Annotated in this window: 18 protein-coding genes; 9 read left to right on the forward strand and 9 right to left on the reverse strand. The window is 54.0% G+C overall.

Annotated elements, in window-relative coordinates; translation table 11 throughout:
- Positions 1-277 precede the first annotated feature (277 nt).
- The 3 genes from AC2FEB_RS21465 to AC2FEB_RS21475 form a co-directional block, all read right to left on the reverse strand.
- Positions 278-691: a diol dehydratase small subunit gene (locus AC2FEB_RS21465; protein WP_496676830.1), complete on the reverse strand. Its 414-nt coding sequence runs from the start codon at positions 689-691 to the stop codon at positions 278-280.
- A 4-nt stretch (positions 692-695) separates the two neighbouring features.
- The gene (locus AC2FEB_RS21470) at positions 696-2,960 is read right to left on the reverse strand and encodes a propanediol/glycerol family dehydratase large subunit (RefSeq protein ID WP_496676833.1); all 2,265 of its coding nucleotides are present in this window, start codon (positions 2,958-2,960) and stop codon (positions 696-698) included.
- A gap of 88 nt (positions 2,961-3,048) precedes the next feature.
- A complete protein-coding gene (locus AC2FEB_RS21475; RefSeq protein ID WP_496676901.1) occupies positions 3,049-3,846 on the reverse strand; it encodes an SDR family NAD(P)-dependent oxidoreductase in 798 nt (265 codons plus the stop codon).
- Positions 3,847-4,132: 286 nt separating this feature from the next.
- Here AC2FEB_RS21475 and AC2FEB_RS21480 point away from each other — a divergent pair, with 286 nt between their 5' ends.
- The gene (locus AC2FEB_RS21480) at positions 4,133-4,924 is read left to right on the forward strand and encodes a helix-turn-helix transcriptional regulator (protein ID WP_496676835.1); all 792 of its coding nucleotides are present in this window, start codon (positions 4,133-4,135) and stop codon (positions 4,922-4,924) included.
- Positions 4,925-5,236: 312 nt separating this feature from the next.
- Here AC2FEB_RS21480 and AC2FEB_RS21485 read toward each other — a convergent pair whose 3' ends face one another.
- From AC2FEB_RS21485 to AC2FEB_RS21500, 4 genes are read right to left on the reverse strand one after another with little or no spacing between them, the layout of a single operon-like run.
- Positions 5,237-6,292, reverse strand: coding sequence for an ABC transporter ATP-binding protein (locus tag AC2FEB_RS21485; RefSeq protein WP_496676837.1), 1,056 nt, complete (start codon positions 6,290-6,292; stop codon positions 5,237-5,239).
- Positions 6,293-6,296: 4 nt separating this feature from the next.
- Positions 6,297-7,097: a carbohydrate ABC transporter permease gene (locus AC2FEB_RS21490; RefSeq protein ID WP_496676839.1), complete on the reverse strand. Its 801-nt coding sequence runs from the start codon at positions 7,095-7,097 to the stop codon at positions 6,297-6,299.
- Positions 7,098-7,114: 17 nt separating this feature from the next.
- Complete coding sequence (locus AC2FEB_RS21495) at positions 7,115-8,047, reverse strand: carbohydrate ABC transporter permease (RefSeq protein WP_496676843.1); 933 nt, start codon at positions 8,045-8,047, stop codon at positions 7,115-7,117.
- Between the two features lie 52 nt (positions 8,048-8,099).
- Positions 8,100-9,494 (reverse strand): ABC transporter substrate-binding protein, encoded by a 1,395-nt coding sequence (locus tag AC2FEB_RS21500; RefSeq protein WP_496676845.1) that lies wholly within the window; start codon positions 9,492-9,494, stop codon positions 8,100-8,102.
- Between the two features lie 826 nt (positions 9,495-10,320).
- Here AC2FEB_RS21500 and AC2FEB_RS21505 point away from each other — a divergent pair.
- Positions 10,321-10,611, forward strand: a complete 291-nt coding sequence (locus tag AC2FEB_RS21505) for a glycine cleavage T C-terminal barrel domain-containing protein (RefSeq protein WP_496676903.1) — start codon at positions 10,321-10,323, stop codon at positions 10,609-10,611.
- Here AC2FEB_RS21505 and AC2FEB_RS21510 read toward each other — a convergent pair.
- Together AC2FEB_RS21510 and AC2FEB_RS21515 are read right to left on the reverse strand one after the other, a co-directional pair.
- Positions 10,545-11,462, reverse strand: coding sequence for a LysR substrate-binding domain-containing protein (locus tag AC2FEB_RS21510; protein ID WP_496676847.1), 918 nt, complete (start codon positions 11,460-11,462; stop codon positions 10,545-10,547). The two genes, AC2FEB_RS21505 and AC2FEB_RS21510, sit on opposite strands and share 67 nt — an antisense overlap.
- Positions 11,456-12,367, reverse strand: a complete 912-nt coding sequence (locus AC2FEB_RS21515) for a LysR substrate-binding domain-containing protein (RefSeq protein ID WP_496676850.1) — start codon at positions 12,365-12,367, stop codon at positions 11,456-11,458. The genes AC2FEB_RS21510 and AC2FEB_RS21515 overlap by 7 nt, the downstream gene beginning before the upstream one ends.
- 235 nt (positions 12,368-12,602) lie before the next feature.
- Between AC2FEB_RS21515 and AC2FEB_RS21520 the strand changes: the two genes are divergently transcribed.
- The 7 genes from AC2FEB_RS21520 to AC2FEB_RS21550 all read left to right on the forward strand — a co-directional run bounded on the left by AC2FEB_RS21520 (position 12,603) and on the right by AC2FEB_RS21550 (position 21,565).
- Positions 12,603-14,195, forward strand: coding sequence for an ABC transporter substrate-binding protein (locus AC2FEB_RS21520; protein WP_496884361.1), 1,593 nt, complete (start codon positions 12,603-12,605; stop codon positions 14,193-14,195).
- Positions 14,196-14,288: 93 nt separating this feature from the next.
- Positions 14,289-15,236 carry an ABC transporter permease gene (locus tag AC2FEB_RS21525; RefSeq protein ID WP_496676855.1) on the forward strand — a complete coding sequence of 316 codons (948 nt, stop codon included), beginning with the start codon at positions 14,289-14,291 and terminating at the stop codon, positions 15,234-15,236.
- Positions 15,237-15,313: 77 nt separating this feature from the next.
- Positions 15,314-16,129, forward strand: a complete 816-nt coding sequence (locus tag AC2FEB_RS21530) for an ABC transporter permease (protein WP_496676906.1) — start codon at positions 15,314-15,316, stop codon at positions 16,127-16,129.
- Positions 16,126-17,967, forward strand: coding sequence for an ABC transporter ATP-binding protein (locus AC2FEB_RS21535; protein ID WP_496676858.1), 1,842 nt, complete (start codon positions 16,126-16,128; stop codon positions 17,965-17,967). The genes AC2FEB_RS21530 and AC2FEB_RS21535 overlap by 4 nt, the downstream gene beginning before the upstream one ends.
- A gap of 87 nt (positions 17,968-18,054) precedes the next feature.
- A complete protein-coding gene (locus AC2FEB_RS21540) occupies positions 18,055-19,389 on the forward strand; it encodes an aspartate aminotransferase family protein (RefSeq protein WP_496676860.1) in 1,335 nt (444 codons plus the stop codon).
- Between the two features lie 92 nt (positions 19,390-19,481).
- On the forward strand, positions 19,482-19,769 hold the full coding sequence (locus tag AC2FEB_RS21545) for a DUF1330 domain-containing protein (protein WP_496676862.1): 288 nt from the start codon (positions 19,482-19,484) through the stop codon (positions 19,767-19,769).
- A 113-nt stretch (positions 19,770-19,882) separates the two neighbouring features.
- Complete coding sequence (locus tag AC2FEB_RS21550; protein WP_496676864.1) at positions 19,883-21,565, forward strand: Na/Pi cotransporter family protein; 1,683 nt, start codon at positions 19,883-19,885, stop codon at positions 21,563-21,565.
- Positions 21,566-21,569: the final 4 nt, after the last annotated feature.

A 21,569-nucleotide genomic window follows, 5' to 3' on the forward strand; every position in this document is an offset into this window, starting at 1 on the left:
CATAGCTACTTCTCCTGTTTGCAGATATAGGCAAAGCCTAAACTGCTGGGTGAAGCAGCCGGTACATCCCATTAGTGCCGAATGCTGCAAGATGCACAAACTGATGCTAATCGTGCTTTGCGGACGTTGGCTTGGATCGCAGTAGCGGTAAGAATTCGAAACAAACGGTCACTGACGCTGTTGTGAACATCGGACGGAATTTGCTTCGCAGATGCGCAATGGATCGAAATCGCATTTAACCCATTCAAAACGGGACCGCGAAATGCACTCGGTCATATCAGTATCTTTTCGCGAAAATCCCGCGGCGTTCATAGGCAACGGCGGCTTCTTCGATGAACTTCGCCAGGAGTTCAGCCTTGTATGTGGACCGGAGAACCTCTGCCTGCGCGTGTAGCGTTTTCCGATCGGCGCGTCCCGGGCGTAGCATTTCATAGGTTTCCATGATGACGTCCTGAGGGATCGTGACAAGCTCTGCTGCGCGTTGAAAATTCTCCGCGAGTGTGTGACGGCCACCTGCAAGCGCGATTTCAGCCTGTAAGTGCAGCGCCTCGGGCGTGATCGCGAGATCAGCTACCGTCACGTCACCAGCCAGCAATGCGTCTAGCGTGATATCCGCGAGGGATTTGCCGGTAGGTGTCTTGACGCGATCAGGCGCCTTTTCGGCAAGCGGATAGAGGTCCTTGATCGACATGGCACTACGCTCCTGTGGGTGGCAAGGTTAGTTGAACAGGTTTTGCATCGGGGTCGGTCATTTCGGTTTCCAGCGCGAAGAGGATGGCGACGCGCGCGTGGAAACGTGCCGAGAGCGCTTCACCCCGGAAAGGGACCACAACCGGTTCCGGCGCTTCTCCGAACGTGTGGCGTGCCGCATTCCAACCAAGCTGTTTGTAGTGATCAAGTAGGACAAGTGGCGCGTTCGAAAACAGTTCGAGGTTCAGGTGAGGCAAACGATCAGAGCGGTGCAAAACGGCAGTACCTTTCGATTGGATACCTATTCCAATTCCTGAACCAGATAGCTTTGCCGCCGACAATCCGACAAAAGATGTGTCGGCTGTGTGCAGGATGCGCACCAACCTGGCGCGGCCACCGCCTCCTGAAATGCCCGAAGTGATTGCGTTGATCACATCGGGCAGGCCATGGCCCGCGGAGGTTCTGTGCATTTCTGCGCCAAAGGCCGGACTGACGCCAATCACGACTTCGTGGCGGTCTGTGCCGGGTTCTGCTGTTCCGTCGTCAAAAAGCCAATCCGGGAACTGCTCTTTGCCCAGAGCTTCGGTTGCAAGAACGCTTTCTTTCGTCAGCGTGCCCCGCACGGATTTCACGTCTGACCAACGCTTCTCGTCCATGCGGTATCCGGTGGCCGGACCGCTATAGTCATTGGGGTCATTCAGGGCGCTGATGATCTTGTGATCGCGAAAGATGGCCGAGGTCTGAAGATAGTCACCCGTCACCCGCTGTTTGAGCATGAAGAGAAGATTTTCGGCCTCGTCGCGAAACCCACGTTTGGCCAGCGCGCGGACAACATCCACCGCTGTGATATTTCGGTTCTTGATTGCTTCGCTAATAGGGGTGACCTGGCCTGCGGTGAAACTGTCAGTTTGATCGGAGCCGGACGCGAATACCACCGACTGGACCATCGAGGTCGTGACGGTGGCCAAATCGAGCTCTTCAAACACCGCTGTCAGGGCCTCTACAGCGCGAATTCGCAAACCAAGCGCGCGCTCCTCGTCTAATGGTGTCAATCCGCCATCGACCTCGAAATCGCGCTGGAGGGTGAGATACTCCTCGATTTCTTCGCCATTGAACAGCGAAGCATTGAAGGTGTTGTCGTATTTGTTGATCGATCCCTGGCCGCTGGTAATCAGATCAGATCCGGCAAGCAGGAGTGGTGTGATTTTGGCCCCGACACGAATTTCAGATTCGCTGGTTCGCGCATCATTGCCGGATGCGCATTCCAGGCCAAGCCAAACAGCGATCAGGTTCTCGGCCATGAGCTCTCTGACGCCGCCGGGCATCGACGCAGTCAGGGCAGCACCATCGACCCCACCGTTCTGTGTGCCCTGGATGCCCATGGCCCGTTGTACGCAAAGGCATCGGGCTTCGAGATACAAAACAGACTTCTTTTCGTGGAACCCCATCAGAAGCTCTGCGCCCGCTCCGGAAGTGCAGCGCGCCTTGATCCCGCGTGAGGCATAGGCCGCCGTTAGGAACGCTTTGGACCACGGAGTGTCATCACCATCGATGAAGGCCTTTTCCGTTCCGTAGACTGAGATGGTCTCGGCATAGGTTGCCAGCCCTGCCATGCCGATCCGCAGTTCTTCCGCCTCTTCGATGGAACACTGAAACAGAGCGTCGCCACGGCCGACGGACGCCCCCACCGTACATGCAAGCGCGTTGGCCCAAGAGTTCGAAGAGACACGCATTGTCGTTTCAAGTTCGTCAAAACCCAGTTCTGCAGCCGTCGCGGCGTCAGCGGCCAATTGCAGCGGATCGTCTTTGGCATTGGTGACGTGGGCCTGATTTCCCGGGGTTTTGCGCTGGCGCATTTTTGAGTACGCGAATGCGACCTCAAGTGACGAGAGTTGCGCGACAACATTGGCGAGCTTTGCAGGAGTCATACCGCGTGCCAACCGCTCCAGCTTTTCCCTGGGAACATTGATGTCCACAAGCATCCTCGCGATTTCGCCATCATCCATGGCCATCGCTTCTTCGACCAGATCTGGGTCCAGATGATGGCGCGCGATGAACTCGTCCAGAATGTCGAAATCCTTTTCGGGTTTGCCGTCCAGACTGACAATTCGACCGCTTTTGATTGTGGCACCGGCGATAGGATCATAAGGGCTTTTAAAGACCGAAAACCCGGCTTCGGGGTCTTCTGCTGCAAAAAGATCATGGCGGAGCATTCTTTCGTCCCAATCGGAAAAGCGCCGCCAGCGATTGGTGTCAGTCGAGTTGGTCATGGCTTGTCTCCTAGATGGATGAATTTCTAATCAAACTCCGCCGCCGGAGAAGTTCGGTGCATCGCCACTTATTTGGGATAGCAAAGAATTAGATGCACTCCCCTCCATCCACGACGAGCGCGTGCCCAGTCATGAAGGATGACATGTCCGAAGCAAGAAACACAATCGCATCCGCAATTTCATCACATGTCGCCCAACGCCCCATTGGAATGTTGTCTTCAATATAGCGTTCGAGCGCGTTCCGCCCTCCCATCTGGGTTTCAAAACCCGCATTGAACGGCGTATCCACGAAACCGGGGCAAAGCGAATTGAAGCGTATGTTGACGTTCGCGTAATCTGCGGCCATCTGCTTTGTCATGGCAACGACCGCGTGTTTTGTCGTGGCATAGGCAATCATTCCACGATCGTATTGGACGCCGGAGTTCGAAGCAGTGATGATAATACTGCCGCCTCCCTGTCGCTTCATCGGTTGAACTGCGGTTCGGGCAGCAATGAAGTGGGCCCGCACATTTATCACCCAGCTTGCATCCATCCCCTCCGGAGCAACCTGTTCCAGTGAACCGTCAACCTGAATTCCAGCATGGGAATGGAGGATATCAAGACGGCCATGCTCTTTTGCCGTATCAAGAATGGCGGTCTCCAACGCCGCGTCATCACTGACATCAAGCCGGCGTGATGAACCAAGGTAACCCTCAGATTCGATTTCCTCCAAGACGCGGGCGGCCAGGTCTCCGTCGCGGTCAGAAACAACAACGTGCGCGCCGCACCGAGCCATTGCGAATGCACCTGCACGTCCGATCCCCGAACCAGCACCAGTAATGAAGGCAACTCGGCCTTTCAGTGATGTTCTTTCGGCGGCACCTGTCGGTTTTGCCTCGCTAGCCATTTCGTTCACTTTTCTAGCTCCTTCTTTGCCCAACGGAAGCGGGATCCCCCAAAAGGAACTCGTACCCTAGGCACCTCTTCAATGGAGGTTCGGTTCAACGGCTTTCCTGGCCACGTAACTTCTGACCTTGCATGCTTCGTGTATGGTCGGCGACACGATAAATGTGTCTGGCATCCAAGATACCGCTGATATGCAAAAAATACTACAAAATTGGCAATTGCATGTATATATCACAAAATAGGTATGCATAATGCAGTATGAAGGTCTGTGAAATGGAGTATCAGCTATGAAGAATGACTTTGAGGCCACGGGCCAACTGATTGCCGACATTGGGGGAACTGCATTTGCCACAAGTTTGTCCGGCGCTTTGCAAGAGATTGCACCATTCGATTACACGGTTGTGTTCGGCTATTTCGGGTCAGAGCGCCCGCTGGATCTCTATGATGATTTTCCAAGCAAAAAGAGAAAGATATTTGTCGAAGACTACCAGGAAGGACCATATCTTCTTGATCCCTTTTTTCTTGCCACTACCAAACCCATAGAGTCAGGGCTTTTTCGCCTACGAGACTTAGCCCCTGACAGGTTTTATCAGGGTGAGTATTTTCGCAACTACTACGTTCAAACAGATCTCGCCGAGGAGATCGCCTTTTTTATCAATCTTCCCGACGCGGCAGTGGTTGTTGTGTCGCTGATGCGCGCCAAAAAGGCGTTCTCGGTCAAAGAATGTCGCGACCTGAATAGGTATGCCCCTGTTGTTCTGGCCGCGTGTCAGCAACACTGGTCGGATCTGGCCAACAAATTTGGTGCATCGGCTGGAGGAGGAGAGTTGGTCAAAGGCGCGGGAAGTCTGGAACTCGCCTTCCAGAAATTCGGCCTGGGACTTCTTACACCACGGGAAAAGGAAGTAGCCGAATTTACGTTGAAGGGGCATTCGGCTGCAGCGGTCGGACGCATTCTGGATATCTCTCCTGGCACAGTGCGTATCCATCGACGAAACATTTACTCGAAACTACGAATCCGATCACAAGGCGAGTTGTTCTCGGAGTTTATCGATACGTTGATGGAACACTCGTCCTGAAAAACAGCTCTGTAATTCTATTTTGAAAGTCAGTGAAAAAAAAGGTGGAGGTGAGTTTCACTCTCCACCAGTTCAGGGAGGTATTTTTGTATCGAGCAATAAGGCCGCTCTGCGCTTAGAGGGTGTTTTCGGCCGAGTCATCTTTGATTGGCTAGAACCACCTTAACCAGATCAGCAAAACAATGATTAGGATGATGACATCCCAGAAGATGATTTCACCAATCCGGAACCAACCCTTGCGTCGATTGAGTGCGCTCAAAAGGTACCAGAGAACGGCACCTAGAAGAACGGGAATGAGATGGGTGACCGGACTCATGATCTGCGCCGCCCATCGCTGATTTCAAAGAAATGGCGGGCATGATCCGGAAATTCGAGATGAACTTCGGAGCCGCGATCGAGATCCCCAATGTCATGCATGACCCGCACCACCAGGGATGTGTCGCCTTTATTGACAAACAGCAAGGCATCAGGCTCGACCAGTTCCAATACGTCAAGGTTAAACCCTACAGACTCATCCGTGCTCACTTCTTTCAACACGATTTGCTCTGGCCTGACCCCCAACGCTACCGAGCCATCTGGTTGCCCTTTGACGGCCAATTCGAATGGACCTGATTTGAACACGCCATCTTTGATTTCACCTTCGATGATGTTCATTGCAGGGCGGCCAATGAATTCGGCAACAAATCGTGTTGTCGGTTCATGGTAAACCTGCCGAGGGGTGTCAAACTGCGCCAGCTTTCCTTGATTCAAAACAGCAATTCTGGTGCCGAGAGTCATCGCTTCTTCCTGATCGTGGGTAACAAAGACGAATGTTTGCCCAAGATCACCATGCAGGCGCTTCAGCTCTGTTCTGGTTTTCAGCCGAAGCAAGGCGTCCAGGTTGCTCAGGGGTTCGTCCATCAAACAGATGTCAGGGCTCCAGACCATTGCCCTGGCTACAGCCACTCGTTGCGCTTGACCTCCCGAAAGTTGGCTTGGTCTACGGTCCAGAAAATCCTCAATTTGCAGAACTTTCGCGATAGCTTTGACGCGATTGTCGATATTGCCCTTGTCGATTTTCCGGATACGCAATGGATATGCAATATTTTCATATACAGTCTTGTGTCCGTAGAGGGCATAGTTCTGAAACACCATACCCATATTGCGTTCGCGCGGCGGCAGGCTTGTGACCTCGAGATTATCAACTTTGACAGACCCGCTTGTCGCTTCTTCGAGGCCAGCGAGAATACGGCATGCCGTCGTTTTGCCGCTGCCCGACGGGCCCAAGAGGACAATGAATTCTCCCTTGTCGAACTTTAGATCTAGGTGGTCCAGCCCAACTGTTCCGTCGGCAAACACTTTGCTGATTTGATTGAATGAGACGCTCATATTGTTATCCTTTTACTGCGCCAAATGTCAGGCCGCGAACGAGGTGCTTTTGCACCAGGAATGTGAAGAAGAGGATTGGCAGAGTTGCCACTACTGCAACAGAGGCCACTTGCCCCCAGAGTGTTCCGTGTGGCGTGACCAGACCAGGAATGCCGACCGTCAGTGTGCGGCCCTCGAAGGCGACCAGGATGAAAGCGTATAGGAATTCATTCCAGCTGAGGATGAAGCACAACACCGCCGTAGCTGCGAGACCGGGTGCGGCCAGGGGCAGCAAAACCCGCAGGAATGTTCCGCCCCGCGTGTGGCCATCCATCATCGCGGCTTCGTCGATTTCCCGGGGGATGTCCGCAAAGAAGCCGCGCATCATCCAGACTACCAACGAAACATTGAATGTGGTGTGCGCCAGGATCACGGCAATCGGTTTATCAGTAAGTCCCAGCACCGAAAACAACAGGAACATCGGCACCACAATGGAGATCGGAGGGGCCATGCGAGTGGTCAGGAAGAAGAAGAAAAGGTCTTCTTTTCCGGGGAATTCGAAACGGGCGAAGACATACGCAGCAGGTGTGCCGAACGCCAGCGACAATATCGTGCTGAACGATGCCACGATCATGGAGTTCCAGACCAGTGGCAGGTAATTCTTGTCGATGAATATCGTTGGGTAGTTCTCGGATGTCGGTGTGAAGAACCAAACAGGTGCGTCTGACAAAATATCAAGACGTGTTTTGAAAGATGTCATGACAATCCAGAGATAGGGTGTCAGGAACAAGATCAGTATTGCGATCAGCGTTGCCACCATCGCCATTTTCCAGCCTCGGCTTATCATGCTGCTGCCTTTCCGGCCATTTTCGAGCGGCCTTCATTCCAGTACACGGCCTTGTAGAAAACCGAGCACATGATCAGGACCACGAGATACACCATGAAGGCACACACAGCTCCATAGCCCAAATCCCAGTCTTTGAAGTTTATTCGATAGGTATAGATGGACAGCATTTCCGTGGAGATGCCCGGGCCACCGCCGGTTAGGATGAAGACCTTGTCGAACTCTTTGAACGCATCAATCCCGCGCAGCAAAAGGACGAGCGCGATTATGGGTCGCAAAAGAGGCAGGGTGACATCTCTGAAAATCTGCAAAGGTCTCGCGCCATCCATGATAGCAGCTTCAAACGGCTCCTTTGGCAGGCTGAGCAAACCGGCCAGGATGACCAAGGTTACAAAGGGTGTCCACTGCCAGACATCGATCAGCATGATTGCCGGCATGACCAATGAGGGGTTGCCCAATATCGATGTTTGTAGATCCGCAAGGCCGATCGCCCGCAAATAGTAAGTGAACATTCCGAAATCGCCCGAAAGCAACAATTTCCAGATCAATCCGACAGCGATGGGAGCCAGCATCATGGGAACAAGCAGTATCGTCAGAATAAAACGATGGTTCTTGATATAGTGAAATATCAACAACGCCAGGCCAAGGCCAAAGGCGAATTCGACCAGGACGACCCCAAACACAAACTTCATGGTTAGCCAGAAGCTGTGCCAGAAAATGGGGTCGTCCTGCATTAGCCGCCGGAAATTGTCGAACCCGACAAATGCACCATCTCGATTTGGCAGCGCATAATGGAGGTCCGTAAATCCGGTCCAGACCATATAGAGGAATGGGCCCAGAAGAATGACGAATAGCAGGACAACGGAGGGGATCAACAACAACGGTGCCACTCCGTGATCCAGCACCCTCTCGATTATCCTGTTTTTTCGCATTTCATGTCCAGTCTCTATAAGGTTTCAACAGTTTCGTTTCTCTACGAACGTGTTATTCCACAGGGAATTTGAGTGGAGCACATTCACCGAGAAGTTTGGACATCTCCACGGCAGCGTCATCCAGCGCCTGTTGAGCGCTCTTGCCGTCAGACAGGTAAGTGCTCAATTCGCGGACCAGAATATCGGTGATCTGCGGAGATTCCGGGATCGTCGGCTTTGGCCGCGCAGCTGCGTTGGTATCCATTGATGCCTGCGAGTAGCTGATGGCCTGTACATCCGGATGCGCATAAACATCAGGCCGAGCCGTAGCACCGCCGTTCAGATGCTGATTGAGCTGTTGGGTTTCCTCCATCATCCATTGAACAAACAGATAGGCAGCTTCCTGGTTCTTCGAACCTGCCGGGATAAGATAAGTCCAGCCTTCAACCTGGCCAACGGCCTCGCCGTTTTCTTGCGGCGGGACGATGTCAAAGCCCATCTTGCCTGCAACCGTGCTGGCTTCATGGTCCTCTGCGACGGCATAGGTCGCATCATTCCACATGATCATTTGATAGACTTTACCCTGCTGCATCAGCGCCATGACCTCATCCCAGGTGTAATTGAGGGAATCCGCAGGCGAATAGGCCAACAAGCTCTTGTAGTACTCAAGCGACGCGACGGCTTCGGGGCTGTTGACAACAACCGGACCGCATTCGCTTCCTGAGTTTGCTTCCAGCATATCTCCGCCAAAGCTGTAGAGGAAATTCAGCCATTCATACCACAATGCCTCGTGGCGCTTACCTTGCAGGGCCGTGCCGTAGAAGCCTTCATCCGGGCGGTGGAACCATTCGGCAATATCGGTGTACTCCTGCCAAGTGGTCGCCGGCCTTAGTTCATAGCCGTACTTTGCTTCAAACCCGGCTCGCTCGTCGGGATCATTGAGCAGATCATCCCGGTACCACATGTACATGGTAAGCGCCGTGAACGGGAAGCCATAGACCTGACCCTCATACCACGAGATTTCTTTCCACAGGCCCTGGTAGAGCTGTTCTTCCGGCATGAAAGAAGGGTCGCGAAGGTCTTCATTGCTCATGAACCCTTCAACGGATTGGAGATGACCATTGGCAACAAAACGGCCAAGTTCACGGTGTGGCTGCAAAATGAAATCGTACCGTCCGCGACGCGAATTCAGATCCAACATGACCTTGTTGACCGCCTCAGAGTGCTCGTACATCTCGATTTCAACCGTGATGCCGGTGCGACTCTCGAACTCGCTTTTCAATTCCGCCATCGCCTCCAATGGCGGAAGCGCTTCACCGACCGTGCGAATCGTCGTTCCTTTGTAAGGCGCCGCGGCCTCCTCAAGCGACCAGGCCAACGCCTCTGTCCCCTGCAAAGCCATTAGCCCGACGACCGCCACAGTGGCGCTTGATCGAACAAATCGACCTACTGAACTGCTATCAATCATAACTTCCTCCCTTTTGTTGAATTTGTGTTGTACCTCCCGTTTTGGAGGCCTTCTTTGGCAAGGTGCCTGAAATTGTTCTCTGCTCAAACCTCCTAAGCCGCGGTTTCCTTCCGGTTGGTGCGATCGCAGACTGCTGCGATACCATTCAAATTAGAAAAAAAGTATTAAAATTTTGTTTTATTGTATATATCGCAAATTAAGTACTTCATTTGTTATATGGTCATTCCCAACGCGTTTTCACGACCGCAGTGGCGGCGGTAAGATGATGTCGAGATCATAGTTCTGTGGCCGTGTTGCTTGCTAGAAATGGCAAGGAAGCCAATCACTCAGAGCAATTGTGGAAAGTCACAACTGCAGAAACGCGTTAAAAGCAGACACTGGATCTGTGTATTGCAATGGCGGCTCTGTCCCGCATCCAACCAGTTCGTGCCTGACGCAGCGAAATGCGGGTCCGTCCTGAACCGGCCACTCGTGTCCGATGCGGCGAACTGGCGGATCGAGCCCGAACCGGAAGTGTTAAAATCTTGCTGCGCGTGCTCGCAGAAATTTTATCCCTGCAGGGCGGCAGAATTTTGCGCTGCATGACACTGCGCATTGCAGTCATTCATGCAATCTTCAGCGTAGCCTGAACCCTCGATAACTGGACTGCGGACAAAGTACGAATTCGCTGCGCGCGCACCAAGGTAGCTAGGATCGGCACACCTTTCGATGTACGCTTGAGGCATAGGACGGGTCAGCGCTTGAAGATCAAAAGAGGTACGGCGTTGCCCGAAGACTGGCGCTGTTTGAGGCCGCCGGTGCTCCGCTATAGCTGCATGATGAGCCGATCTGGGAGGGCGACAAGGTCGTCGGTCTTATCACCTCCGGAACGGTCGGAGCCCGCACCGGCAAGCACTTTGCACTTGTGTTGATTGACATTGCCAGAGCAGAAAAACTGTCCGAAACCGCTGCGCGGCTGTTTCGAATTCAAGTCGGGTGCCAATTCCATGACGCAACTGCGCTGACATCAACCTATTATGATCCAACCGGGACAAAATGCGCGGGTGGTGTTCAAAATGTTCTGGTCTGGCCTGTTATCCTCCGCCCATCCATATGGTTGGAGGTTGGATCGCTTTGACAAATTTCCAGAAAGGCCCGGACAGTTGCGAGGTTCTCGTTTTCCGGCGGGAAGACGATGTACTGGTAGACGCTGGTATCGCCACCTTGCAGGCGCAGGGAATGCAGTCTTGAATCTCCGGCCACCAGATTATCCTGAATAATGCCAACCCCCAATCCCTGTAAGGTGGCTTCGATAATCGGATCCCATTCATCAAATTCGATGTATGTATTCAACTGGCGGTGGGCCTGAAAAAACGCCCTGCCGGTGATTGTCCGGAGTGTTGTCCCGGCACTTCCGATAATCAACTGATGGTCCTGAAGCTCTTCGATTTCTATTGACTCCCGCGCCGCCAATTCATGGCCAATCGGCACGCAGGCACAAAGTGAATCCTTTCGTAATAGAACGCTTGTCAACTTGTCGTCCAATTCAGTGAGCGCCAAGACCGCGATGTCCAACGTTCGGTCATGCAAACCGCGCAGCAACGCCGGTGCATTGCCTTCAGTTGCTTGCAGTGTCACGCGCGGGTGCTTCTTCAAAAAAGCTGATATCAACTCGACACCAATTACAGGCTCGCCAATCCCAATCGCGAAGGAGGCTTTTTCAAGGGATCTGGCCAGTTCCAGCGCCTCCTCGGTTTCCGCCAGGATTTTGCAAGCTTGTTTAACCAGCGGCATTAGTGCTTTCAGCGGCGGAGAAGGCGTTATCTGGCGCCCTGTTTTTTCAAAAAGGACTTTGTCGTACTGTGCCTCAATGGCTTTGACGTTGCTTGCCGCCGTTTGCCGGGACACTCCAAGCGCTTGCGCGGCGTCTTTGAGGTTGCCGTATTCCGACAGTGCTACCAGCGATTTGAGTTGCAGGAAACTCAGCATTTCAACGCCTCTCCAGCATCTTGCCCACCTGAATTCTCTGCTGTTTTTGCGTCCTGGAAGACTTGAAAGAACGCCTTCACACTTGGCGAGTGCCGAAATTCCGGCGCGCAGATCAAATACTGCGACATGAATGACTGGCTTCCATCTATTTTCACCTCGACAAGGTTTTCTGCCCCGCCAAAGGAAACCTCGTGGACAACGCCTATTCCCAGCCCTTTCGATACGGCACGCTTCAGGCCCTCCCGGCTGTTAAATTCCAGTACGATATCCGGCGAAACAGCTTTATCTGCAGCCATGTCCATAAACAGTTTGTGCGACGTAGAGTCCCGTTCTCTTAGAATTACGCTCTCGTTATGGAATTCACGGATGTCGATTGCTTTTTTCCCGGCCCATTTGTGGTCTCTGGTGACGATGGCCGAAAGGCTGCAAGATTTGCATCGTAAACTGAAAACCTCCTGGGGCGCTGTCACCGCGTTGATAAATGCAATGTCAATCTGACACTCTGACAGCATCTGCAGCAGGCTGGACGAATTAGCCATTGTGCAGAAGATCTTCGTATTCGGGTACAGGCGGGTAAAGTCAGACACATATCCTAATGTCGAATGGGGGTCACACAGCCCCAAGGCCAGTTGCCCGCTTTCGTGTGGATCGGTGCTGGCAAGCAACCGATCAAGTTCCGTGATCAGGTGGATAGCTTGCTTTGCCCGCGGCAGTAATTCGTGGCCCAAAGTACTCAGCGTGATGGTGTACCCCTGCCGCCGGAACAGGCTGACACCATAACTTTCCTGTAGGGTTTTCAGTTGGGTGGTTATTGCCGGCTGAGTGACATTCAAGGCTTCGGCAGCCCGCGAAAAATTGCCGAGCCTCGCCAAGGCTTCAAAGGCTTTTAGCTGAGCCAGATTCATGCGCGCACGTTCCTTGCTGCTGGACCAAAGCGTAACAGTTTTATGACTTCAGGCAATAGAAATAGATTTTTTATAAAACTATTTAACCCATTGCATATCCACCTCAGCGGCTTGTGTGAAGACTGTTTCACATGCGATGCATAGATACGCCTATGAAAAGATTGAATCTATAACAAAATTTGAACGCTTCTTGGGGGGACCACACCCTTAAAACGAACCAACTGGGAGAACGACTGTGAAAAATCATCAGATCATCAAGAACAATGGCCCCGCGTCCGGCATCTCACGGCGCGCCTTTGGCCTCAGGACCGGTGCCGCGCTGGCCGGAACCGCGTTCGGCGGGGCGCTTATTGGGTTGGGCAGTTCTGTGATGGCGGCCACACCAAAGCGTGGAGGCGTCGCCCGGATCGCGTTTCCTGATACCAGCCCGAATGACACCCTTGATCCGATCGCAGTAACCAGCAACATCGACGCAACGCGCTGCTATCAGCTTTACAGCAACCTCGTGCGCGCGGGCTCCGACCAGCGCCCGGAAGCACAACTCGCAACGTCCTGGGAAGCCAACGACGCCACCACAGAATGGGTCTTTACCCTTCGTGAGGGCGTTGAATTCCACAATGGCAAGACCTTCACCTCGGCGGACGCGCTTTACAGCATCAACCGCCATTTGGGCGAAGACACCGAATCCCGAATAAAAGCGCAGATGTCGCAAATTGCCGAGATTTCAGCTGAAGGTGACTATCGCATCCGCGTCAAGCTGAAAGCGGCGAATGCCGAGTTGCCGATCATTTTTGCCAGTGCGCGCGCCGGCATTGTGCCCGAGGGGCACACAGATTTCGACAATCCAATTGGAACAGGCCCGTTTAAGGTCAAGGAATTCCAGCCCGGCATCAGTGCCTATTTCGAGCGCCATGAAAACTACTTCAACGCAGAAAACGTTTATCTGGACGCGGTTGAAACCTTTGCAATCCCCGATCCGACGGCACGCGCCAATGCGCTTTTGTCCGGCGAAGTTGATATTGCTGCATTGATGGACGCAAAGGCAGTTGATCTGATCAATGCATCGCCGCAGGCCGAGGTTATCTCATCGCGCGGTGGTCAGTGGGTCTATACGGCGATGATGGCGGACCGTGCCCCGACCGACAATGTCGATTTCCGTCTGGCAATGAAATACTTGCAGGATCGTCAGCGCGTTCTGGATGGCGTCTATAAAGGGTATGGTCAGATTGCCAATGATCACCCGATCGCACCATCCGATCCGATGTACTGCGCCGATCTACCGATCCGCCCGTATGATCCGGACAAAGCAAAATTCCACCTCAAGAAGGCCGGCATGGAAAACGCGACGGTTGAGATCTACACATCGACGACGGCCGGGCCCGGCGGGGTGGAACAGGCACTGGTTCTGCAACAAACCGCCGCTGCGGGTGGTGTAACTGTTCAGGTTCGCCAGACTCCGCCCGACGGCTACTGGTCGCATACAGCCGAGAAGTATCCGTTCTTCGGGTCATATTGGAACACAAGGCCAACGGCGGACCTGACTTACGCAACCGTGCATATGACCAACTCAGCGGCGAATGAATCCAAGTATGTGAACCCGCATATCGACGAACTGATGTTGCAGGCCCGCGCCACCCTGGATGAAGCCGCACGCAAGGCAATCTGGTGTGACCTTCAACAGTTGATCAGCGACGAAGGAGGCAACCTGATCCCGAGCTTTGTTGACTATCTTGATGGCGTCGGCAGCCATGTCCAAGGCTTTGAAGGGCACCCGATGGGCGGCTTGAGTGATCACTACACTGGCGAAGGCGTCTGGCTCGATTCCTGACGAACATACGCCTGACTGCCCTGGTTTATCTCCCGGCCAGGGCAGTTTCACAGATATGATGCCGGGCTAACGTCGTGCTTGAAGGCTTGAGAAATGAAACAACTGATCCTGAAAAGATTGCTGCTGGGCCTGTTCACGATGTGGATCGTCTCGCTGATGATCTTTGCCAGCACGGAAATTCTGCCGGGGGATGTTGCTGAATCGATCCTTGGCAAAGAGGCACCTCCCGATGTTATCGCGGCAATGCGCGACCGGCTGGGTCTGGATCAACCTGCCTATGTTAGATACGCAGGCTGGGTTTCCAACCTCGCCCAGGGTGATCTTGGGACATCGCTAGGCAGTGGTCGGGACATAAGCCTTCTGGTTGGGCCGCGGCTGTGGAACACCATCTTTCTGGCTGGCATAACGGCGCTGATCGCTGTGCCGCTGTCGGTTTTGCTGGGGATTGTTGCAGCGACAAAAGCCGGCTCTTTCACGGATCGTTCGATTTCCCTTGGTACGCTGCTTACGATTTCGGTGCCGGAGTTCTTCCTGGCCGCACTGCTCGTGTTTTTCTTCGCTGTCAAGTTTGGCTGGTTCCCGGCAATCCCGAATGTCAGACCGGGTCAGAGTTTCGGGACGCAGCTTTACTCACTGTTCCTGCCGATCCTGACGCTGACGCTGGCGATCATGGCCCATATTGCCCGGATGACCCGAAACGCGATTCTGAGCGTTCTGAGCGCAAGTTATGTCGAAATGGCCATTCTGAAAGGTGTACCGCGCTATCAGATCATCGTTCTGCACGCGCTGCCCAACGCCCTGTCGCCGATAATCAACGTCATTGCCCTGAACCTTGCCTACCTGATTTCAGGAGTGGTGATCGTTGAAACCGTTTTCAGCTATCCGGGGGTGGCACGGCTGATGGTCGATGCTGTGGCCAGCCGCGACATCCCGCTTATTCAGGTGTGCGGCCTGATATTCTGCGGAACCTACGTGCTGCTCAATCTGGTTGCTGACATCCTCTCGATCCTCAGCAACCCCAGACTGCGGTCCCCGAAATGACACACAGGAGCAGCACTATGTCCGCAGCGACAACAGATACCGTGAACGCGCCTGAAAAGAAACTGCGGCGGGTGCGGATGACGACCTCAGCCTGGATCGCCGTTAGTATATTGGCCTTCTGGATTCTGGTCTCGGTCTTTGCCCCGCTGATCGCCCCGTTTGGCGAAGGCGACATGGTTTCGACCCAGAGTTTCGCCTACCCGGAAGAGGCGTCATTTCTCGGCACCGACTATCTGGGCCGCGACATGGTTTCCCGCATCGCTTACGGGGCGCGGATGACCCTTGGCCTGGCCGCGATCGCCACGGCGATTTCTTTTAGCATCGGTATCGGGCTGGGATTTGTGGCGGCGATTTCGCGCGGCTGGACTGACCAGATTCTGAGCCGCCTGGTGGATGCAATCATGGCGTTCCCCTCGATCATGCTGGCGCTGATCATCATCGGCGGGGTCGGCACCTCGCTGCCAGTGGTGATCCTGACGGTGGCCCTGATCGACACCACGCGGGTGTTCCGCGTGGCGCGGGCGCTGGCGCTGGATGTCATGGTGATGGATTTTGTTGAGGCGGCGAAGGTGCGCGGCGAAGGGCCGATCTGGATCATGCTGCGGGAAATTCTGCCCAACACCGCGGCGCCGCTGATGGCGGAACTGGGTATTCGTTATACATTTGCGATCCTGTTTATCAGCTCGCTCAGCTTTCTGGGTCTTGGTGTTCAACCCCCCGGTGCCGACTGGGGCGTGATGGTCAAGGAAAACCTGCAAGGGCTGTTGTACGGCTCCCCCGCTGCCCTGACCCCGGCCTTTTGCATCGCGTCGGTATCGATTGCCGTGAACATACTGGTTGACTGGTATCTGCAACAAACCAGCGGCAATATTTCCGAGGAGATTTTGCAATGACCGGTCTTTTGAAAGTGCAGAACCTGCATGTCGAAGGCCGCCCGCCTGGCGGCGACTACATGTCGATCGTGAAAGACATCAACTTTGAGGTAAACGCCGGTGAAGTTGTCGCGCTGATCGGGGAATCCGGGTCAGGGAAATCGACCATATCCCTGGCGGCAATGGCATTCGCGCGCCCTGGTTGCCGCATCTCGAAGGGGTCAATTCTGCTTGACGGCCAGGATATACTGACCCTCAGCTATGACAAAAAACGCGACCTGCGCGGCAAGCGGGTCACCTATGTGGCTCAAAGTGCCGCCGCTTCGTTCAACCCGGCGATGACGATAAACCGGCAGGTGTGCGAAGTTGCCCGGGTGCACGGCATCATGGATAGTGCCGCCGCACTGAAAAAGGCGCAAGATCTGTACCGCAGGCTGGATCTGCCGGATCCGGAAAATATCGGGCGGCGCTATCCGCATCAAGTCAGTGGCGGCCAGTTGCAACGGTTGATGGCGGCGATGGCTTTGTTGTCCGATCCCGAGCTAGTGATTTTCGATGAGCCGACAACAGCGCTGGACGTGACAACGCAAGTCGAGGTTCTGAATTCGTTTAAGGAAATCATCAAAACCCAGCAAACCGCTGCGATTTATGTCGCCCATGATCTGGCGGTTGTGACCCAGATGGCCGACCGGATCATCGTGTTGCTGAACGGCGATGTCGTGGAACAGGGCACCACCGAACAGATCATTCACAACCCCACGCATGACTACACCCGCGCCCTGATGGCTGCGGTCAGAAAACGGCCTCTGGACGAGTTGAAAAGCCAGCAGGATACGGCCAGCGACGCCCAGCCCAATGTTCTGGAAGTGGAAGGTGTCACCGCAGCCTATGGCAGTGGCGAGGGCATTCCCGTACTGCAGGATATTTCCCTGACCCTCGCGCCGGGGGAAACTCTTGGCGTGATCGGTGAATCCGGGTGCGGGAAAAGCACTCTTGCACGGGTGATCGCGGGATTGTTGCCACCAAAACAGGGCCGAATTCTGTTGAACGGCGAGGCACTGCCCAGTGCGCTGAAAAACCGGACCCGCGAGACCCTCAAACGCTGTCAGCTTGTCTATCAAATGGCCGACGTGGCGCTGAACCCGCGTCAGACGGTTGGCGAAATTCTGGGGCGTCCGGTGACTTTCTATCTCGGGCTGAAGGGGTCTGCGCGTGACCAGCGGGTGCATGATCTGCTGGACCTGGTAGAACTCCCCACCGGGTTCGCTTCGCGGTTCCCGGGCGAGCTTTCCGGCGGGCAGAAACAGCGAGTGAACCTGGCCCGGGCCCTGGCCGCAGAGCCTGATGTGATTCTGTGTGACGAAGTAACCTCGGCGCTTGATACAATTGTTGCCAAGTCGATCATCGATCTTCTTGGTTCATTGCAAAAAAGGTTGGGGGTTTCCTATATCTTCATCAGCCACGACATTTCCACGGTCGCGGCTTTCGCAGATCGTGTGGCGGTGCTTTATGCTGGCCGGGTTGTCGAACTGGGCAAGACTGCCGACGTTCTGAGCCCGCCATTCCATCCTTACACGAATTTGCTGTTGTCGTCGGTTCCCGAGACCCGTCAGGGCTGGCTGGAAGATGTGGTTGACGGAGCGGTTGCCAAGGGCATTTCGGCCGGTGTCATGCACACAAAAACTGGCTGTCCTTTTGTCAATCGCTGCACTCTGGTGATCGGGGACAAATGCGCCACGATAACACCAACGCTTGATCCGGTTGTGCAAGGGCATGAGATTTTCTGCCATCACAGCGCCGATGTTCTGCGTGAACAAGACATAGCGCAGGGAGGTAAAGCCGTGATGCAAAACACCTGACTTCTGCCAGCCAGACCAGAAGACCAAACAACCGGGTGTCAGCTAAAGGCACCCGCCGGAATCGCTTGTCAAAATGGAGAGAGAAATATGAACGAGATAGCCCACAACATGGCTACACAACCAGCACTGCCCGTCGATTGGTCAGCCGACGCAATTATCAACCGACGTGAGACATATTATTCAGCGACACAAAGAGCCTTCGTGCCCTATGAAAACCCTTTGATCTTCAAGGAAGGGCGTGGCCAGTATCTCTGGGATGAACAGGGAAACAAATTTCTGGATCTCCTGGGGATGAACCTTTGTATCAGTGTTGGGCACGCGCATCCGGCCATTCAGGCAGCCGTGGTAAAACAAATGGAATCGCTGATGCATTGCACCACGATGTTCTACCACCCGGTTCCCGCGCATTATTGCGAAGAGCTGGCGGCCACCATGCCGGAAGGCCACGACTGGGTTGTGCATCTGACAAGCAGCGGCACAGAGGCCGCTGATCTGGCAATCCAGATGGCACGATCCTATACCGGCAACACCGACCTTGTTGCCCTGCACAACGCATACCACGGCGCGACCTGCGGTGCGCAATCGCTCTGCGGGATCAGTAATTTTCGCGCCAATACAGTGCAATTGTCGGGCGCAGTGTTTACCCCCGCGCCGGACCAGTACCGCGGAATGTTCGGGGAAGGTGTTGAGCCTTACCTTGATGCGCTAGACCGCACGCTGCACGTGGCGACTTCAAAGAAAATAGCCGGCATGTTCATTGAGCCTATTCAGGGCTTCGGTGGCGTGGTCCCTATCCCTCATGACTATATACGTGGCGCTGCCGAGCGGGTTCGCGCAGTGGGCGGGCTGGTCATCGCCGATGAGGTACAATGCGGCTTTGCCCGGACTGGTGAGAATTTCTGGACCTTCCAGGACTCCGGTGTCGTACCAGACATGGTTATAACCGCCAAAGGTATCGGCAACGGATTTCCGCTGGGGGCGGTCATCGCTAAACGCGAAGTCGCCGAAGCATTCTCGGATAAATTCCATTTCCACACCTACGGTGCCAATCCGATGGCAGCGGCGGCCGGCCGGGCGGTTCTTCAGATCATCCAAAACGAGGGGCTGCAGGAGCACTCGCGGGTGATGGGTGAAAAACTGCTGGCTGAACTGAAAAAGCTGCAGGACAAATACGAAATCATTGGTGATGTTCGCGGCAAAGGTCTGATGATGGGGATTGAATTGGTCAAGGATCGAAAGACCAAAGAACCCGCGGTTGAGGAAACCGCCCGCGTCTTTGAAAAGACACGGGAAAAGCGTCTGGTCATGAGCAAATCCGGCACCAATCGCAATGTGCTGCGGATGCTGCCGCCGATGTGTATTCAGGAAAGCGACATCGAGTTCTTTGCCAAAGGGTTCGATGAAGCATTCGCCGAAATGTAAAAGACCGGTTGCGGCCTGATCATATCGGGCCGCAGCACCACATTTTAGCCGGGCTGTAAACTCCCCACCAAGCATAAAAAAGGACCTGAGCCGTGCCCAAAGCATACTGGATTGCTCATGTAACAATCACTGATCCCGACCCTTACGCGCTCTACGCGAAAGAGGCTACACAGGCGTTCATTGAGCATGGTGCCCGTACTCTTGCGCGGGGCGGGCATTCTGAACAGTTGGAAGGCAACGGTAAGCCGAGAAACGTGGTAATCGAATTTGCGTCACTGAAACAGGCATTGGCTTGTTACCACAGTGAGAAATATCAAGCCGCACGAAAACACCGCGAAAGTGCGGGCGAGGCAGAAATCCTGATCGTCGAGGGTGTCTGATGGAAATGCCAGAAGCCGCCTTGAAATACTCTGGATTACCGCCTTTGATGGAGATTCAGGTTGCCCATCGTCTATTTGATGATCCTTCCGTGGTGAGGCCAAGGGAAGGTTGAATGGCAAGCGCAACTTTCATTCTGAACCTTTTTGCTGCGACTATGCTTTTGCTTTTCGCCGTATATCTCGTGCGGACCTCGATCGAACGGTCACTGGGGCCCTCGTTCAAGCGTATTCTGACCGAAAAAGGAAACCGCAGGATCAGCGCTTCGGTCGCCGGTATTGTTCTTGCGGTGGTCATGCAAAGCGCCACGGCAACCGCTTTGTTGGCAACTGGCTTTGCTGCGTCCGGGCTTCTCAATTTTGTCGGCGGCATGGCGGTGGTGCTTGGCGCTGATTTCGGTTCAGCACTGGTGATCCTACTTTTGTCATTCGATCTGAGTTGGCTTTCTCCTTTTTTAATGGGGTGCGGCGGTTGGCTTTTTTTGAAAAGCGCGCGCCAGAAAGCCCGCTTGATCGGTCGATTTCTGCTTGGGGTATCGCTCATATTGCTGTCGCTGCAACTGATTGGCGCAGCAACTGTAACAATTCGCGAAGGTGCCTTTGTCCCGGCGATGGTCGGTTACCTTGAAACGGACTATCTGATTGCCTTTCTCCTCGGCGCGGGCGTGACATTTCTAATGCACTCAAGCGTCGCCGCGATACTGATGTGTGTGACCTTTGCCAATCTCGACGTCATTCCGCCGACCGTGGGTGTTTCGCTTATACTGGGGGCTAATCTGGGAAGTGCCACGCTGCCTATATGGCTTTCTCGTGGGATGGATAGCAAGGCCCGCCGGATCCCTTTCGGAAATCTGATATTACGAGGCGCAAGCTCGCTGCTTTTGTTGGTCGTGATCCAGCAAACAGAGGTATTATTCCCTTTATTTGACGGCAAAGACACCGGGCATACTCTCGTTCTGATACATTTGATTTTCAACGGAGCCCTTCTCCTTGTTTCTCTGCCGTTTCTACGGCTTTTGGAAAAGTCGCTGAACAGTTTTACGCCAGTTTCCACAACTGATGGAAAAGAGGCAGGCGCGCTTCGGGCAGTATCCGCACTGGACCAAAAACTGCTTTCCCAACCAAGCGCCGCAATCGGGTGTTTGAAGCGGGAAATCCTGCGGATGAGTCAAATCGTTGAGGTGATGTTTCGCCCAGTCATGGAGCTGTATGAAACAGGCGATTCAGAGAAAATTTCCAGCGTTAGGATCAAAGATAAAGCTGTAAACACGGCGCTGGCTGGCATCCGTCGTTACGCGACGGCATTGGGCAACGAAAGCCTTTCAAAGTCGGAAAAACGCAACGTGCGTGAGCTTGTCGAATACGCGATCAATGTCGAAATGGCGGGGGATGTTATTGCCAAGCGTCTACTGGTCCTAGCGCAGCGCAGAGCCAGTGATAACGTAAAATTCTCGACGGATGGATGGGATGAACTTACCCGGGTACACGAGCGCGTATGTTACAATATGTCTTTGGCATCCAATGTGCTTGTAGCTGAAAATATCGATTCTGCGCGCGTGCTGCTGGAAGGAAAATCCGAGCTTTCAATCTTGGTCTCAAAGAGTCGCAAAAAGCACCTCAAGCGGCTCCACAATGGTTCAAACATCAGCATTGAAAGCAGTGACATTCGTCTGGAGACTCTGCGGGAACTCAAGGAATTCAATTCCCTGATTTCCACTGTTGGGTACCCGGTTCTGTATCGTAACGGGCAACTGCTCGAGTCGCGTCTGATTACGGAAATGCCAGACGCCGCTTCTTGAAACA

It is taken from the genome of Ruegeria sp. YTSC106 (genome assembly GCF_059609765.1).

Coding starts and splice junctions, on each gene's coding strand:
- AC2FEB_RS21540 (WP_496676860.1), top strand. CDS start 18,055: ATGAACGAGATAGCCCACAACATGGCTACACAACCAGCACTGCCCGTC.
- AC2FEB_RS21495 (WP_496676843.1), bottom strand. CDS start 8,047: ATGCGAAAAAACAGGATAATCGAGAGGGTGCTGGATCACGGAGTGGCA.
- AC2FEB_RS21500 (WP_496676845.1), bottom strand. CDS start 9,494: ATGATTGATAGCAGTTCAGTAGGTCGATTTGTTCGATCAAGCGCCACT.
- AC2FEB_RS21515 (WP_496676850.1), bottom strand. CDS start 12,367: ATGAATCTGGCTCAGCTAAAAGCCTTTGAAGCCTTGGCGAGGCTCGGC.
- AC2FEB_RS21525 (WP_496676855.1), top strand. CDS start 14,289: ATGAAACAACTGATCCTGAAAAGATTGCTGCTGGGCCTGTTCACGATG.
- AC2FEB_RS21485 (WP_496676837.1), bottom strand. CDS start 6,292: ATGAGCGTCTCATTCAATCAAATCAGCAAAGTGTTTGCCGACGGAACA.
- AC2FEB_RS21480 (WP_496676835.1), top strand. CDS start 4,133: ATGAAGAATGACTTTGAGGCCACGGGCCAACTGATTGCCGACATTGGG.
- AC2FEB_RS21490 (WP_496676839.1), bottom strand. CDS start 7,097: ATGGCGATGGTGGCAACGCTGATCGCAATACTGATCTTGTTCCTGACA.
- AC2FEB_RS21475 (WP_496676901.1), bottom strand. CDS start 3,846: ATGGCTAGCGAGGCAAAACCGACAGGTGCCGCCGAAAGAACATCACTG.
- AC2FEB_RS21535 (WP_496676858.1), top strand. CDS start 16,126: ATGACCGGTCTTTTGAAAGTGCAGAACCTGCATGTCGAAGGCCGCCCG.
- AC2FEB_RS21470 (WP_496676833.1), bottom strand. CDS start 2,960: ATGACCAACTCGACTGACACCAATCGCTGGCGGCGCTTTTCCGATTGG.
- AC2FEB_RS21465 (WP_496676830.1), bottom strand. CDS start 691: ATGTCGATCAAGGACCTCTATCCGCTTGCCGAAAAGGCGCCTGATCGC.
- AC2FEB_RS21510 (WP_496676847.1), bottom strand. CDS start 11,462: ATGCTGAGTTTCCTGCAACTCAAATCGCTGGTAGCACTGTCGGAATAC.
- AC2FEB_RS21550 (WP_496676864.1), top strand. CDS start 19,883: ATGGCAAGCGCAACTTTCATTCTGAACCTTTTTGCTGCGACTATGCTT.
- AC2FEB_RS21530 (WP_496676906.1), top strand. CDS start 15,314: ATGACGACCTCAGCCTGGATCGCCGTTAGTATATTGGCCTTCTGGATT.